Below are 14,700 nucleotides of genomic sequence, written 5' to 3'. Positions count from 1 at the left end.
TGGAAATATATCTCTTACAAAAATCATATTTTCTATGAAAATATTTCTAGGTCATTGATTAGAATGAAAAGTATAGGTGATAAAAAATGATAGTAACGAAAGATATACGTATTGAAAAAGACTTTCTGGGGGAAAAGGAAGTACCAAGTGCAGCTTATTATGGTGTTCAAACATTAAGAGCTGTAGAAAATTTTCCGATCACAGGATATCGTATTCATACGTCATTAATTACAGCAATGGCAATGGTCAAAAAAGCGGCAGCGCTTGCAAATATGGAGACAGGTTATTTGCAAGAAAATATTGGGGAAGAAATTGCAAAATCAGCTCAAGAAATTATTAATGGGAAGTTTCATGAGCAATTTATTGTAGATCCGATTCAAGGCGGGGCAGGAACTTCTATTAATATGAATACAAATGAGGTTATTGCAAACCGTGCACTTGAGAGAATGGGTTATGAAAAAGGGAACTATGCAACTATTAGTCCAAATACACATGTGAACATGGCACAATCAACAAATGATGCGTTCCCAACAGGAATTCATATTGCAGTGCTTATGATGCTAGAAGAACTCCTTATTACCATGGATGCATTGCACAGTGCATTTACTGATAAAGCAAAAGAATTTGATCATGTGATAAAAATGGGACGTACGCATTTGCAGGATGCAGTTCCAATTCGTCTTGGACAAGAGTTTGAAGCATATAGCCGAGTGCTTGGGCGCGATATAAAACGCATTAGGCAGTCTCGTCAACATTTGTATGAAGTGAATATGGGCGCAACGGCTGTTGGGACAGGATTAAATGCAAATCCAATTTATATCGAACAAGTTGTAAAGCATTTACGCAATATTAGTGGATTTCCACTTATTGGTGCGGAGCATTTAGTGGATGCAACGCAAAATACAGATGCGTATACGGAAGTATCAGCCGCACTAAAAGTATGTATGATGAACATGTCTAAAATTGCTAATGACTTGCGTATTATGGCATCTGGTCCACGTGTCGGGCTAGCTGAAATTCAATTACCAGCTCGTCAACCAGGATCATCTATTATGCCAGGAAAAGTGAATCCAGTTATGGCAGAAGTGATTAATCAAGTAGCCTTCCAAGTTATTGGAAACGACCATACAATATGTTTAGCATCAGAGGCAGGACAATTAGAATTAAATGTAATGGAGCCGGTGTTAGTATTTAATTTAATTCAATCTATTAGTATTATGAATAATGCATTCCGCGTATTTCGTGAATATTGTATTAAAGGTATTACTGCAAATGAAAAATTGTTAAAACAATATGTTGAGAAAAGCGTTGGAATTATTACAGCGGTGAATCCTCATATTGGGTATGAGACGGCGTCTCGTATTGCTCGGGAGGCAATTGAAACAGGGAAATCTGTTCGTGAGCTTTGCTTAGAACATGGTGTGTTAACAGAAGAAGAGCTCGATATTATTTTGGATCCATATGAAATGACGCATCCAGAGATAGCTGGGGCATCGTTATTAAAAAATAAAAAATCCTGATACGTGTGTATCGGGATTTTTTATACAAAAGTATAAGGTATTCTCACCCGTGTTCGTGATGTGAAAAAGAAGGAAATAAAAACGATCCCTATACAGGGATCGTTTTTATCTTTTAAAAGATATTAAATATAGAGTTAAGTTGAAGTAAGCTAATTACAAGTAAGAAAATTAAACTATATTTCATCGCTGTTTTAAATAGAGCAGATTCTTTACCAACTAGTCCAACTGCTGCACAAGCAACTGCTACAGATTGTGGTGAAACCATTTTTGCCATTGTACCGCCGACTACATTTAGTGCAACGAGTGTAGATGGTACGATATCTAATTGTGTTGCAGTTACTGCTTGAAGCGGTGCGAATAAAGAACCACTTGATACTACTGAACCAGTTAAGAATACGCCGATCCAACCTAAGATTGGAGATAAGATTGGGAAGGCATCGCCTGTAGATGATAAAGCTAGTCCAAGAGTAGAAGACATACCAGAATAGTTTGTTACATATGCTAATGCAATTACACTACAAATTGTATAAATCGGAGCCTTCAGTTCTTTTAATGTTTCAATAGTTAATTCTTTAACCAATTGCCCTTTTGCACGATATACAAGTAAAGATACGATGATTGCCAATACAATTGCAGTAGTTGTAGATGAAAATACATCTAGTTTGAAGATTGCTGCAAATGGTGTATCTGCACTTACAATTGGTGTTGTTTTAATAACGTGATTGTGTAAGCCAGGAATTTGGATGTTCCATACTAAGCTTCCTAATGCACCATCTGGAGCGAATAAACCTTTAATTGCTTTTAAATTGAAAATTGTTACGAATGCAGTTAAGAAAGCAAATGGTGACCAAGCATATAAAATTTGTTTCATTGTGTAACTATGTTTTTCCGCCTGCCCAGCTTCAGCTTGAGATTGAGCTGAAGATTTTGGCTGCCATACACGTAAGAATAAAGCTAATGAAACCATGCTGACAACAGCAGCAAAGATATCAGTTAGTTCTGCACCAAGGAAGTATGTTACAAGGAATTGTGTAATGGCAAAGGAACCACCACTTACAAGGATACCTTGCCAAGTTTCTTTAATTCCCTTAAAACCGTCTACCATTGCAACAAGTAAAAATGGTAGTACAAAGCTAATGAAAGGTAATAATGTTACAGTTTGACGCCCAACAATTAATGGATCTATTTGAGTTAATTGAGCAGGGACTGTAACTGGAATACCCATTGCTCCCATTGCTCCACCAGCAATATTTGCAACTAAACAAATACCTGCTGCTTTTAATGGATTAAAGCCCATACCTACAAGTAATGCTGCTGTAATTGCAACCGGTACACCAAAGCCAGCTGCACCTTCTAAGAAAGCACCGAAAGAATAAGCAATTAATAACACTTGAAGACGACGATCGTTTGTAATACTGGAAATGCTGTCACGAATAACATTAAATTGCTCAGTTTTTACAGTTAATTTGTAAAGGAAGATTGCTGCAATAACAATTGTACAAATTGGATAAAATCCAGCTGCTACACCAAATGCAGCTGATGATACTGCCATAGTTGCTGGCATTTTGAAAACAAAAATAGAAAGAATAATTGCTAAAATCACACTATAAAGTCCTGATAAATATCCTTTGATCTTAAATACTGTTAAACAAAGAACGAAGAATAAGATTGGAAGAGCAGCAACGATTGCTGATAACCAAATGTTGTTTAACGGGTCATAAATTTGTGTCCAAGTACTCATAATAATGACAACTCCTATCTATAATATGTGAAGGTATTCACATTAATTTGTGAAATGATTCACAATCAACTTACATGCTAAGTATATTCTTGTTCAACACTATTGTCAACGTGAAAAAGTATATTTATTCCATAATAGTATTAACTGTAAAAATTCCGCTACATTTTGTTCATAAACTAGACAAAAAGAGAAATCGTGTGTACGAAAGTACACGATTCCCGGTTTATCAAGAATGAAGGAGGAATGCTTAGAATTTGATATGTCACATCTTTATATTTAATAGAACAGTCTGGGGTTGTATAGCCTAAGTACAATACGAATTAAATTTATTATGAACCACTTTTTCATTTTGCATTCTTTTCCTTATCAAAACTTTACTTTTTTATGGTAGCAAAGGGAGAGATAAATGACTAAAAAGATTGCAAGGATGTATCATTTGAGAAAAGTATTTTACAATACCATTACAATGATTATTTTAAGGAAGGAATATAACAAAAAGGTTGATAAAACAGCTTTTAGAAGCAAAGTATTCCTATCTGTTTTTTTTGCTTTTTCACTAAAGCGTGTAGTATAATATTCAAAATCAGCAGGGGTTATTGCTCTTAATGGTATGTTGATAAAAGGAGGAAATAATTTTTTTATTTTGGGTTGATAAAGTTGTGTCGTAACAGGAAATATAAAAACAAATATATAAAAATAAATAAAGAGAAAATAAAAATGAAAAAATGAGGGGAACTTTATGAATCAAAATCAATTTGATTGTCGTATTTCAGAAGAGGATGTACAAATGCTACGAGCGTTAGCTCACCCGCTTCGACTCCGCCTTGTAATGGAGCTTATGGAACGCGGTACTTGTAACGTAACACAATTGCAGGAAGTTTTAGAAATTCCGCAATCTACTGTTTCACAACATTTAACGAAATTAAAACAGAATAAAGTTGTTCGTTTTGAAAGACGTGGCTTAGAAGTATATTATCAAGTGCATAATGAGAAAGTAAGTGAAGTTGTAAAGACATTATTTTTGTAAAATTTTAATATTATGGAAAAAGGCGTATAGAAATATACGTCTTTTTCTTATGGAATATAGTTCAAAGAAATATGAAAAGATAAAAAGAGTGTTATAAATGGAAGGAGAGATACTGAATGGATGTAAAGCGTGTAAAACAAATTTTGTCATCTTCAAGTAGAATTGATGTAACTTACCATGGTGTACCGGTTTGGATTGAAAGTTGTGATGAGGGACGTGGAATCGCAAATGTACATGATGTGAAGACACCGCATGAGACGGTACAAGTAGATGTGACAGCATTAGAAGAGGAATAAAAAAGGCGGAGAATTCTCTCCGCTTTTTTTATTCCATCATATGTGCAATTTTTTTAGAGAACATAAGAAGTATTAAGCCTAGTACGATTACGATAATACCGATACTTGCGAATACTTCTAAGTATCCTAAAGATTGTGTGAAGGAAGCTAATTTACCAGCTAGCCAGTTTGCGCATCCAGTACCAGCCATCCATACACCCATTAATAAAGAAGCTAACTTTATAGGTGCAATTGCACTTACCATTGATAGACCGATTGGTGATAAGAACAATTCACCAATTGTATGGAACAGGTATGTGAAAACGATGAATAATAAATTTGCTTTAGTAGCAATGTGTGCTTCGTCGCTACCAGTTTTCAGAACAGCTAATGTTAAAACAAGGTAACCGATACCTAATAAAATCATACCAAGTGCCATTTTTGTTGGAACTTTTAAGTCACCACGTTTTGTTTTAGAAAGCTTTATCCATAACATAGAAACAAATGGTGCTAATAAAACGATAAATGCTGGGTTAACAGATTGGAACCAAGATGTTGGAACTTCCCATCCGAAAATTGTGCGATCAACAAAAGTGTTTGTATATAGTGTTAAAGAACTACCGGCTTGTTCAAAACCTGCCCAGAAGAAAACAACGAAGCAAGTTAAAATGATGATTGCCCAAGTACGGTTCTTTTCTTGTTTTGTTAAAGGTTTTTTCTCAATAACTTTTGCATTTGTATCTTTTGATTTTTTACCTACAACTGTTGTTCCTGCTTTACCAAGGTAACGTGGAGCTAATAGGTTAAAGAAAATCTGACCGATAATCATACCGATACAAGCAGCCAAGAATCCATATTTATAACCCATAACCATAACGCCATCAGCACTTGTTTTAAAGAAGTCTTCAGCTAGGAAACCACAAATTAGTGGTGCGAAGAAAGCGCCGACGTTGATACCCATGTAAAAGATTGTAAAAGCACTGTCACGACGTGAATCATTTTCACCGTACAGTTCACCTAACAATGTAGAAATATTCGGTTTAAAGAATCCATTACCAATAACTAGTAAGCCTAATCCTAAAAAGAGTCCAGTTTTTGTATTCATCGAGAATAGTACGAAGTTACCAAGTGCCATGATAATACCACCAAGAGTGATTGCATGGCGTTTTGTTATGAAGTGGTCAGTTAACCAACCACCAATAATTGGTGTGAAATATACAAGCATTGTAAATGTACCATAAATTTGTACAGCTACTGCTTTATCAAATCCTAAACCGCCACTAATAGCAGCTGTTGTTAAATAAAGAACTAAAAGACCACGCATTCCGTAATAACTAAATCTTTCCCACATTTCTGTTAAGAACAACAAGTATAATCCAGGTGGATGTTTTTTTGGTGATTGTTGCTCTCCAGCTTTTTCTACTTTTAAAGCTGCATCCATATTGTTTCCCCCTAATCCTGTATAACGGATATTTATGTAATCATTTTAATTTACAAAATATTTAGAAGTCAATAGAATTATATGGAAATAGAAAGAAAATTTATTTAATAATCTATTGAAGCTTCAACCGTTACTGTATTTTTCCCTGAAAACTAGATAATAAGCGTTTTCAAATGTAGTATTTGAATTCCAAAAGAAAATAAAATAATGATTAATCAGAAAATTTAGATTAAAATAACTATTCTGATATAGAGAAAATATATTTTATTTACTATTACAATATAACATATTGAGAATAAAAATACAAAATGAAATAATGTGACACTTCAATGAAATTAAAAAACAGCTCCCAAGAAGGGGAGCTGCTTTAGAAGAATATTATTTTACAAATCGTTTTTCAATATCATCTAGCATTAAGTTTGCTGCCATTACACCGCCAGCTGTATTCCAAATGACATCGTCAACTTTATATACTTTCCCATTTTTAGAAGCATTTAAGTTTTTGAATAGAGGATCATTGATATATTCTTTCTCTAATTCAGAACCTTTTTTCTCATTACCTTTATCATATGTGAAGTAGAAGATGATATCACCATCCATTGCAGGGATGCGCTCTTTAGATACATTGCGTTCTGCAAAGTCATTTTTGTTTTGATCACCAGGACGTTTGAAACCAAGTTCTTTTAAAATAACACCAGAGAATGTATCTCCGTGATAAATACGAACATCACCAGGCATAAAGCGCACCATAGAAATTTCTTGATTTACTTTATCACCAAGTTTGCCTTTTAAGTCTTTGATACGTTTGTCGTAATCAGCTAATACTTTTTGACCTTCTTTTTCTTTATTTACTGCTTTTGCATAAAGTTTAAAGTTATCTTTCCATTCACCGCGTAGTGTTTCTGAGAAAACAGTAGGAGCAATGCCTTTTAATTGCTCGTATATTTTTTCGTGACGCAGTTTGTTACCAATGATTAAGTCGGGTTTTAAAGAAGCAATTGCTTCTACATTGGGTTGAAGCTCGGTACCGACAGTTTTTACATCTTTCAGTTTATCTTTCGTATGTGGATACCATGGGTTACCGGTAGGTGATTCAGCAGCACCGACTGGTGTTATACCAAGGGTAAGTAAGGCTTCGGTTCCTTCATTTGTTAAAATAACGATACGCTTTGGATTAGCAGGAACTTCTGTTTTACCCATTGCATGTTCTACAGTAATCATTTCTTTCTTTTCTTCTTTTTTAGGCTCAGCCTTGTTATCAGATTTCCCACATGCCCCTAAAAGGAGTGAAAATGATAACACGAATACAAATAATACAAATGATTTTTGTTTGATGAAATTCATTATGTATCCCCCTAAATATTGAGAATAATTTTCATTAGCAAGCTTGATGTTAAGGGTTTATAAATAGATTGTCAATAGATTTAATTGAAAATAATTATTAGTATCATTGACAATGCGAATTAAGTTACAATAGACTAACAACGTATCATTATACATTGAAGGAGAAACGCTGCATGTTATTAAAAACAAATCAAGCAAAATGGGTTGGATTATTTGTTGGAATCATTGGAGTTATTGCTTGTATTTGGGGAAGTATTATTTTTGGATATACAAATACAAGTGGGAAATTAGCACTTGATGCTTTTTTTCATTTTAATGGTTCGAATGAACATATTATTATTCAAAATGTACGTCTTCCAAGGGCGTTAATTGCTGCTAGTGTTGGTGCTAGTTTAGCTATCGCTGGTTGCTTAATGCAAACTTTAACTAAGAATCCACTTGCTGCTCCAGATTTTATTGGATTAAACTCAGGTGCTGCCTTTTTCATTGTTGTAGCAATTGTTGTTTTTTCGATAACATCTTTGTCAGCGTTTACCTGGATTGCCTTTTTAGGTACAGCGGTTGCTGCTGCACTTGTATTCGCATCTAGTTCCTTAGGGAAAGAAGGGACAACCCCACTTAAGTTGACTTTGGCGGGGGTAGCAATTAGTGCTTTATTCTCGTCTTTAACACAAGGTTTGCTCGTATTAAACGAGCAAGCATTAGAAGAAGTACTATTTTGGTTAGCTGGTTCTGTACAAGGGAGAAAGTTAGAAATGTTACAGTCTGTATTTCCTTATTTATTAATAGGATGGATCGCTTCTCTGCTAATGGCAGGAAAAGTAAATACATTAATGATGGGAGAAGATGTTGCGAAAGGATTGGGGCAACGAACTGTTTGGATGAAATCTTTGGTACTACTCATTATTGTTTTACTGTCTGGCGGCTCAGTTGCTGTTGCAGGTCCAATTGGCTTTATTGGAATTATTATCCCTCATTTTGCAAGAGCTCTTGTCGGTGTAGATCATCGTTGGAGAGTTCCATATAGTGGGTTGTTAGGTGCCATTTTGTTATTACTTGCAGATATTGCTGCAAGATATGTCATTATGCCACAAGAAGTTCCAGTAGGGGTTATGACAGCATTTATTGGTGCACCATTCTTTATTTATATTGCACGTAAGAGAGGGCTTAGCAAATGAAGAAGTATATTCCGTTTCGTATAGGAAAAGACGGCCTCTCGTTTTTAATGTATAAACGAGTTTTTCTCGTCTTGTCAGGTTTATTAATTGTTTTAATCGGATTATTTTTCGCAAGCGCGGGTATGGGGGAGATGAAAATAGCCCCATATGATGTATGGCAAGCAATTACCGGGAACGGTGATGCAATGTCTAATATGGTCGTAAATAAGTTCCGTATGCCGCGTATTTTAATTGCAATTCTTGTAGGGATAGCTCTTGCTGTAGCTGGTTGTATTTTACAAGGGCTCGTTCGAAATCCACTTGCGTCTCCTGATATTATTGGGATTACGGGGGGGGCAAGTGTAGCAGTTGTCCTATTTCTTGCTTTATTTAGTGATAAAAATAATGCATTAACGGTAAGTATTCATTATATGCCACTGGCAGCCTTTATTGGGGCAACCATCGTTGCACTTTGTGTATATTTATTTGCATGGAGAAATGATGGGTTGTCGCCAATTAGCCTTGTTTTAATTGGTGTTGGATTTTGGGCATTAACGAAGGCAGCTACGACTTTATTTATGTTGTTAGCACCTATTTATCAAGCGAGTCAAGCAAACGTGTGGATTACTGGTACTGTTTACGGTTCATCATGGCAAAATGTAGGGGTGCTAGCACCTTGGGTTCTTATTTTAACAGTGATTGCATTTATATCGGCGAGACATTTAAATGCCCAAGAACTTGGTGATGATATCGCGACTGGACTTGGTATTCGTTTAACGAAATCAAGATTCTTCCTTTTGCTCCTTAGTACAGCGTTAATTGGAGGAGCGGTTGCTTTTGCTGGTGGGATTGGCTTTGTCGGTTTAATGGCACCCCATATTTCAAGAAGATTAGTTGGTTCTTTATATGGTGCGTTACTTCCCGTAGCAGCTATTGTAGGTGCTATTTTAGTACTTGCTGCTGATTTAATTGGCCGTACAGTTTTTGCCCCGCTTGAAATTCCAGCAGGTGTATTTACATCAGCAATTGGTGCTCCGTATTTTATTTATTTACTTTATAAAAGTCGAAATTCATAAAGGTAAAAAGTACATAGATGGCTTTCTATCTATTAAAAAACGGAGTAAAGGGAGATGAACATGCAAAAAGCATTAGAGACGAAATCGTTAACATTGTCTTATGGTGAAACAATTATTATTAATGAATTAAATTTAGAGATCCCAAAAGGGAAAATTACGATTTTTATCGGTTCTAACGGCTGTGGGAAATCAACTTTATTACGCTCGCTTGCTCGTTTATTAAAACCGACATCCGGCGATATTTTATTAGAGGATAATGCGATTCAAAATATGCAAACAAAGCAAATTGCTCGCCAAATGGCAATTTTACCACAAGGGCCTCAAGCTCCAGAAGGACTTACTGTACTGCAACTTGTGAAACAAGGGCGTTATCCATATCAAACATGGCTCAAGCAATGGTCAGAAAAAGATGAAGAAATGGTACAAAAAGCACTTGCAGCAACAGGTATGACTGAATTTGCTGAGCGTGATGTTCACGCACTTTCAGGTGGACAACGTCAGCGCGCTTGGATTGCAATGACACTTGCACAAGATACAGATATTATTCTGTTAGATGAGCCAACAACATACTTGGATATGACACACCAAATTGAAGTGTTAGATTTATTATTTGAATTAAATGAAACAGAGCAAAGAACAATTGTTATGGTACTACATGATTTAAACTTAGCATGTCGCTATGCTGATAATATTGTAGCCATTCAAGACAAACAAATTTATGCACAAGGCAAACCAGAAGAAATTGTCGATTGTAAGCTAGTTCGTGATGTATTCCGTATGGATTGTCAAATTACAACAGATCCTTTATTTGGAACACCGCTATGTATTCCACAGGGAAGAGGAAGATGTTTGCTTCCGCAGAAAGGGCGAGTGGTGAAATAAAAAAGCGATGAAAATTCATCGCTTTTTTATTTTTTACAAGAAAACAAGAGAAAGAGGGGAATACGCAATCTGCGCTTATATTCTTCTTCATTTTGGAAATGTTTTCGCTTTGGTGTTGCTTCTTGTAAGTCTGTAATTGTAAATCCAGCTTGTTGTAAGAGGGTGAAGTACTGTTCAGTAGTACGATGGTATTTGATTACCTCTTGGTCAATCCACGGTTCTGTACGTTTCCCAATTTTAAAATAATCATCAATAAGCCAGCTTGTACGTTTCCCACTACTTTGTAAGCTCTCAAAGGAAGAGGTAATAACGGGATGTTGTACACTAAAGGTGAAAATTCCATCTGTTTTTAAAGTTTGATAGACGTTTTGAAAAATAATATCAAGATGCTCAATATAGTGCAGGGCGAGTCTAGATGTAACGAGATCAAAAGTAGAAGAGGGGTATGTATAGTCTTTGAGGTTCGTGAAATGGACAGTGCCATTTACGTTTTCGAGTTGTTTGATAGCTTCTGTATACATAAGATAAGAGCCTTCAATACCAGTGTAAGATAGGCAGCCTTTTTGCAATAATTCTATACCAAATTTAGCATCACCGCATCCTAAGTCAAGAATGTTCTTTCCTTTCATGTCCCCGATGAGCTGTAATAAAGCTGGCTTTTCCATTGCTTCATTTGGATTGTCTTTTCGATATCTGCGCTTCATGTACTGTTCAAAAAAAGAGTCAATATTATATACTTCAGATTCTGTAAATGCCATTTTCTCAGCTCCTAAAAACATTTTTCTTATTCTATCAAACAATTGAAGTAAATCATAGATTTCTTGTATGTAATCCTATATAATTAAAAGTTGTAAGCGTTTTCTTCAAGCTATTTTTCTATAATAAATTCTGAAAACGTGTTAAGCTAGTAGAGGAATTATTGGAATTGTTAAGATAATGATTCGCTTACATGAACGATGGGGAGGCTTCACGATGTCTAGTAAAACACTTGCAAACTTTTTAGAAGAAAATTTAGAGGATTTAAAAGCAAAAGGGCTTTATAACGTAATTGATCCGCTGGAAAGTCCAAATGGACCGATCATTACAATTGGCGGGAAAGAATATATTAACTTATCTTCAAATAACTATCTTGGTTTAGCAACAGATAATCGTCTGCAAGAAGCAGCAATTGGTGCGATTCATAAGTATGGCGTTGGTGCAGGAGCGGTTCGTACAATTAACGGTACTCTTGATTTGCATATCAAATTAGAAGAAACAATTGCGAAATTTAAACATACAGAAGCAGCAATTGCATATCAATCAGGATTTAACTGTAATATGGCAGCGATTTCAGCTGTTATGGATAAAAATGATGCAATTCTCTCTGATGAATTAAACCATGCGTCTATTATTGACGGCAGTCGTTTATCAAAAGCAAAAATTATTGTGTATAAACATTCTGATATGGAAGATTTACGTAAAAAAGCAACCGAGGCGAAGGAATCGGGGCTTTATAATAAATTAATGGTTATCACAGATGGTGTGTTCTCAATGGATGGTGATGTTGCGAAACTACCAGAAATTGTTGAGATTGCAGAGGAACTAGATTTAATGACATATGTTGATGATGCACATGGTTCAGGTGTACTTGGAAAAGGTGCAGGTACTGTAAAACATTTCGGTCTTTCTGATAAAGTAGATTTCCAAATTGGTACATTATCAAAAGCGATCGGTGTAGTCGGTGGATATGTAGCAGGAAAACAAAACTTAATTGATTGGCTAAAAGTTCGTTCACGTCCATTCTTATTCTCAACAGCGCTAACGCCAGCAGATGCAGCAGCTTGTATGAGATCGATTGAGATTTTAATGGAAAGTACGGAATTACATGATCGCTTATGGGAAAATGGTCGTTATTTAAAACAAGGTTTAAAAGAACTTGGATTCAATATTGGCGAAAGTGAAACACCAATTACACCTTGTATCATCGGCGATGAAGTATTAACACAAGAATTTAGTAAACGTCTAAATGAAGAAGGCGTATATGCAAAATCTATTGTGTTCCCGACTGTAGCAAAAGGGACAGGGCGTGTTCGTAATATGCCAACAGCAGCTCATACGAAAGAAATGCTGGATGAAGCGATTCGTACGTATGAAAAAGTGGGTAAAGAAATGGGAATCATTTAACACAATTACATCTTTTGAAAGCTTGCAAATGAGGAGTGGAGAAAATGAAAAAAATTCTAGTAACCGGTTCTTTAGGACAAATTGGTTCTGAGCTTGTGATGAAACTTCGTGATGTATACGGCGCATCAAACATTATTGCAACAGATATTCGTGAAACGGACAGTGAAGTGGTAAAGTCTGGTCCATTTGAAACATTAGATGTAACTGATGGTCAAAAACTACACGACATTGCGAAACGTAATGAAGTGGATACAATTATTCATTTAGCAGCTTTACTTTCAGCAACTGCAGAAAAAAATCCGCTATTCGCTTGGAATTTAAATATGGGTGGACTTGTAAATGCATTAGAAGCAGCACGTGAACTAGACTGTAAATTTTTCACGCCAAGTTCTATTGGCGCATTTGGTCCAACAACGCCAAAAGATAATACACCACAAGATACAATCCAACGCCCTACTACGATGTATGGAGTAAACAAAGTAGCAGGAGAATTATTATGTGATTATTATCATCAAAAATTTGGCGTTGATACGCGCGGTGTACGTTTCCCAGGCTTAATTTCTTATGTAGCTCCTCCAGGAGGCGGTACAACTGATTATGCAGTTGAAATTTATTATGAAGCAATTAAAAAAGGTACCTACACCTCTTACATTGCGGAAGGCACCTACATGGATATGATGTATATGCCAGATGCACTGCAAGCAATTGTTTCTTTAATGGAAGCAGATCCAAGTAAGTTAATACACCGTAACGCTTTTAATATTACTGCAATGAGTTTCGAGCCAGAGCAAATCGCAGCAGCAATCCGTAAGCATATTCCGACGTTTACAATGGATTACGCTGTAGATCCAGCTCGTCAAACAATCGCAAACAGCTGGCCGAATTCAATCGATGCAACCGCAGCGAAAGAAGAGTGGGGCTTTAAAGCGGAGTATGATTTAGATAAAATGACAGCTGATATGCTGGCGAAATTAAAAAAAAAGTTAACAGCTGAGTTAGTGCTTAGTTAATGAAAAAAGAGTCGATTCAATTCTTTGAATCGGCTCTTTTTTTCAACATACTTAAACTTAGTCTGAGGAAGAAATAAGTTTTCTCGTTATATAGATTTTACCTTATTCGTATCTACACTTCTTGGTTCGGTGCTAGCCTCAGGATATTGCTGCTTTGTTTCTTCATAAGGTTTTTCATATTCGTAACTAAATGCCTTATGTGTTTTTTGATCATCCTCCCAAGGAGACGATTTTCCTAACTTTCTGTTAGTGGAGGAACCGTAAGGCCCATCAGGAAACTCTTCGGGAATGACAAATTCATGTCTTGCTTCAGCAACTGTAACATCCGTATATTGTTCATCCTTTTTTGGGGACAAATGAAACATCCTTTCAAATATATTTGATAGTAGACTTCTTCCTTAATATACCCAAAAAGATTTCTATGAATTTTTCATTATTCAGAAAGAGGGATAAGGAAGATACGTGGGGAACAGGCTGATAATTAGTAGGGGATGAAGAAAACACCACTGATTAAAGTTTCACTTTATCGGAAATTGAATCAGGATTAGATATGTAAAAAGTACAATAGGGGGAAACACATATGAAAAGAGTCGATGTTGTATATGCACTCATTTATAATAAGGCACGAGATCAAGTATTAATGGTACATAATGTAGAACAAGATGTTTGGTCATTGCCAGGAGGCGCAGTGGAAAAAGAAGAAACATTAGAAGCTGCAGCTGTAAGAGAGGCAAAGGAAGAAACCGGTTTAACTGTAGAGATACAGGGGATTGCAGCAATAAACGAAAAGTTTTTTACTGAGGTAGGCAACCATGCATTGCTGATTACTTTTCACGCCAATGTGATAGATGGGGATATTGATGTACAGGATGTGGATGAAATTTCGGCAATAGAATGGGTTGATATGAAAGCGGCAAACGAGCGGTTTCCATATTATGATGGGGGAATTGAATCGTTATTAAAAACATCTATTCCATATAAATTTCAAAAAGAAACAAAATAGTAAATGGAATTTTATCGGCAATTCGAAAGGAGAACATCAACTGCTCAACAAATAACGACTA

Annotated in this window: 14 protein-coding genes; 9 read left to right on the top strand and 5 right to left on the bottom strand. The window is 35.8% G+C overall.

Features of this window, described 5'->3' with window-relative positions:
- Positions 1-86 precede the first annotated feature (86 nt).
- Positions 87-1,520, top strand: a complete 1,434-nt coding sequence (gene aspA / locus M014_RS0123740; protein ID WP_026593923.1) for an aspartate ammonia-lyase — start codon at positions 87-89, stop codon at positions 1,518-1,520.
- Positions 1,521-1,632: 112 nt separating this feature from the next.
- Here aspA and M014_RS0123735 read toward each other — a convergent pair whose 3' ends face one another.
- On the bottom strand, positions 1,633-3,261 hold the full coding sequence (locus M014_RS0123735) for a lactate permease LctP family transporter (protein ID WP_026593922.1): 1,629 nt from the start codon (positions 3,259-3,261) through the stop codon (positions 1,633-1,635).
- Between the two features lie 739 nt (positions 3,262-4,000).
- Here M014_RS0123735 and M014_RS0123725 point away from each other — a divergent pair.
- Both M014_RS0123725 and M014_RS0123720 read left to right on the top strand, forming a co-directional pair.
- A complete protein-coding gene (locus M014_RS0123725) occupies positions 4,001-4,288 on the top strand; it encodes an ArsR/SmtB family transcription factor (protein ID WP_026593921.1) in 288 nt (95 codons plus the stop codon).
- 116 nt (positions 4,289-4,404) lie between these two features.
- Positions 4,405-4,584, top strand: coding sequence for an acid-soluble spore protein H (locus M014_RS0123720; RefSeq protein WP_026593920.1), 180 nt, complete (start codon positions 4,405-4,407; stop codon positions 4,582-4,584).
- 28 nt (positions 4,585-4,612) lie between these two features.
- Here M014_RS0123720 and M014_RS0123715 read toward each other — a convergent pair whose 3' ends face one another.
- On the bottom strand, positions 4,613-6,004 hold the full coding sequence (locus M014_RS0123715) for a peptide MFS transporter (protein WP_026593919.1): 1,392 nt from the start codon (positions 6,002-6,004) through the stop codon (positions 4,613-4,615).
- A 378-nt stretch (positions 6,005-6,382) separates the two neighbouring features.
- Positions 6,383-7,348 (bottom strand): ABC transporter substrate-binding protein, encoded by a 966-nt coding sequence (locus M014_RS0123710; RefSeq protein ID WP_026593918.1) that lies wholly within the window; start codon positions 7,346-7,348, stop codon positions 6,383-6,385.
- 173 nt (positions 7,349-7,521) lie between these two features.
- Here M014_RS0123710 and M014_RS0123705 point away from each other — a divergent pair, with 173 nt between their 5' ends.
- Genes M014_RS0123705 through M014_RS0123695 form a run of 3 tightly spaced genes read left to right on the top strand, consistent with a single transcriptional unit; the run spans position 7,522 to position 10,463 of the window.
- Positions 7,522-8,526, top strand: coding sequence for a FecCD family ABC transporter permease (locus tag M014_RS0123705; RefSeq protein ID WP_026593917.1), 1,005 nt, complete (start codon positions 7,522-7,524; stop codon positions 8,524-8,526).
- Positions 8,523-9,581, top strand: coding sequence for a FecCD family ABC transporter permease (locus tag M014_RS0123700; protein ID WP_026593916.1), 1,059 nt, complete (start codon positions 8,523-8,525; stop codon positions 9,579-9,581). The genes M014_RS0123705 and M014_RS0123700 overlap by 4 nt, the downstream gene beginning before the upstream one ends.
- Positions 9,582-9,635: 54 nt before the next feature.
- On the top strand, positions 9,636-10,463 hold the full coding sequence (locus tag M014_RS0123695) for an ABC transporter ATP-binding protein (protein ID WP_026593915.1): 828 nt from the start codon (positions 9,636-9,638) through the stop codon (positions 10,461-10,463).
- A gap of 26 nt (positions 10,464-10,489) precedes the next feature.
- Here the strand turns inward: M014_RS0123695 and M014_RS0123690 are convergent, their stop codons facing one another.
- Positions 10,490-11,221 carry a class I SAM-dependent methyltransferase gene (locus M014_RS0123690; protein WP_026593914.1) on the bottom strand — a complete coding sequence of 244 codons (732 nt, stop codon included), beginning with the start codon at positions 11,219-11,221 and terminating at the stop codon, positions 10,490-10,492.
- A 214-nt stretch (positions 11,222-11,435) separates the two neighbouring features.
- On the opposite strand from M014_RS0123690, the gene M014_RS0123685 reads away from it, so the two are divergent.
- Both M014_RS0123685 and M014_RS0123680 read left to right on the top strand, forming a co-directional pair.
- Positions 11,436-12,626, top strand: coding sequence for a glycine C-acetyltransferase (locus M014_RS0123685; protein WP_026593913.1), 1,191 nt, complete (start codon positions 11,436-11,438; stop codon positions 12,624-12,626).
- A gap of 44 nt (positions 12,627-12,670) precedes the next feature.
- Positions 12,671-13,636 carry an L-threonine 3-dehydrogenase gene (locus M014_RS0123680; RefSeq protein ID WP_035415678.1) on the top strand — a complete coding sequence of 322 codons (966 nt, stop codon included), beginning with the start codon at positions 12,671-12,673 and terminating at the stop codon, positions 13,634-13,636.
- 86 nt (positions 13,637-13,722) lie between these two features.
- Here M014_RS0123680 and M014_RS0123675 read toward each other — a convergent pair whose 3' ends face one another.
- A complete protein-coding gene (locus M014_RS0123675; RefSeq protein ID WP_035415677.1) occupies positions 13,723-14,001 on the bottom strand; it encodes a hypothetical protein in 279 nt (92 codons plus the stop codon).
- Positions 14,002-14,216: 215 nt separating this feature from the next.
- Here M014_RS0123675 and M014_RS0123670 point away from each other — a divergent pair, with 215 nt between their 5' ends.
- Positions 14,217-14,639, top strand: coding sequence for an NUDIX hydrolase (locus tag M014_RS0123670; protein ID WP_026593910.1), 423 nt, complete (start codon positions 14,217-14,219; stop codon positions 14,637-14,639).
- Positions 14,640-14,700 lie beyond the last annotated feature (61 nt).

The sequence above is a fragment of the Bacillus sp. UNC437CL72CviS29 genome (genome assembly GCF_000482345.1).
Lineage (GTDB): Bacteria > Bacillota > Bacilli > Bacillales > Bacillaceae_G > Bacillus_A > Bacillus_A arachidis.
This window is presented reverse-complemented; position numbering and strand designations above follow the sequence as displayed.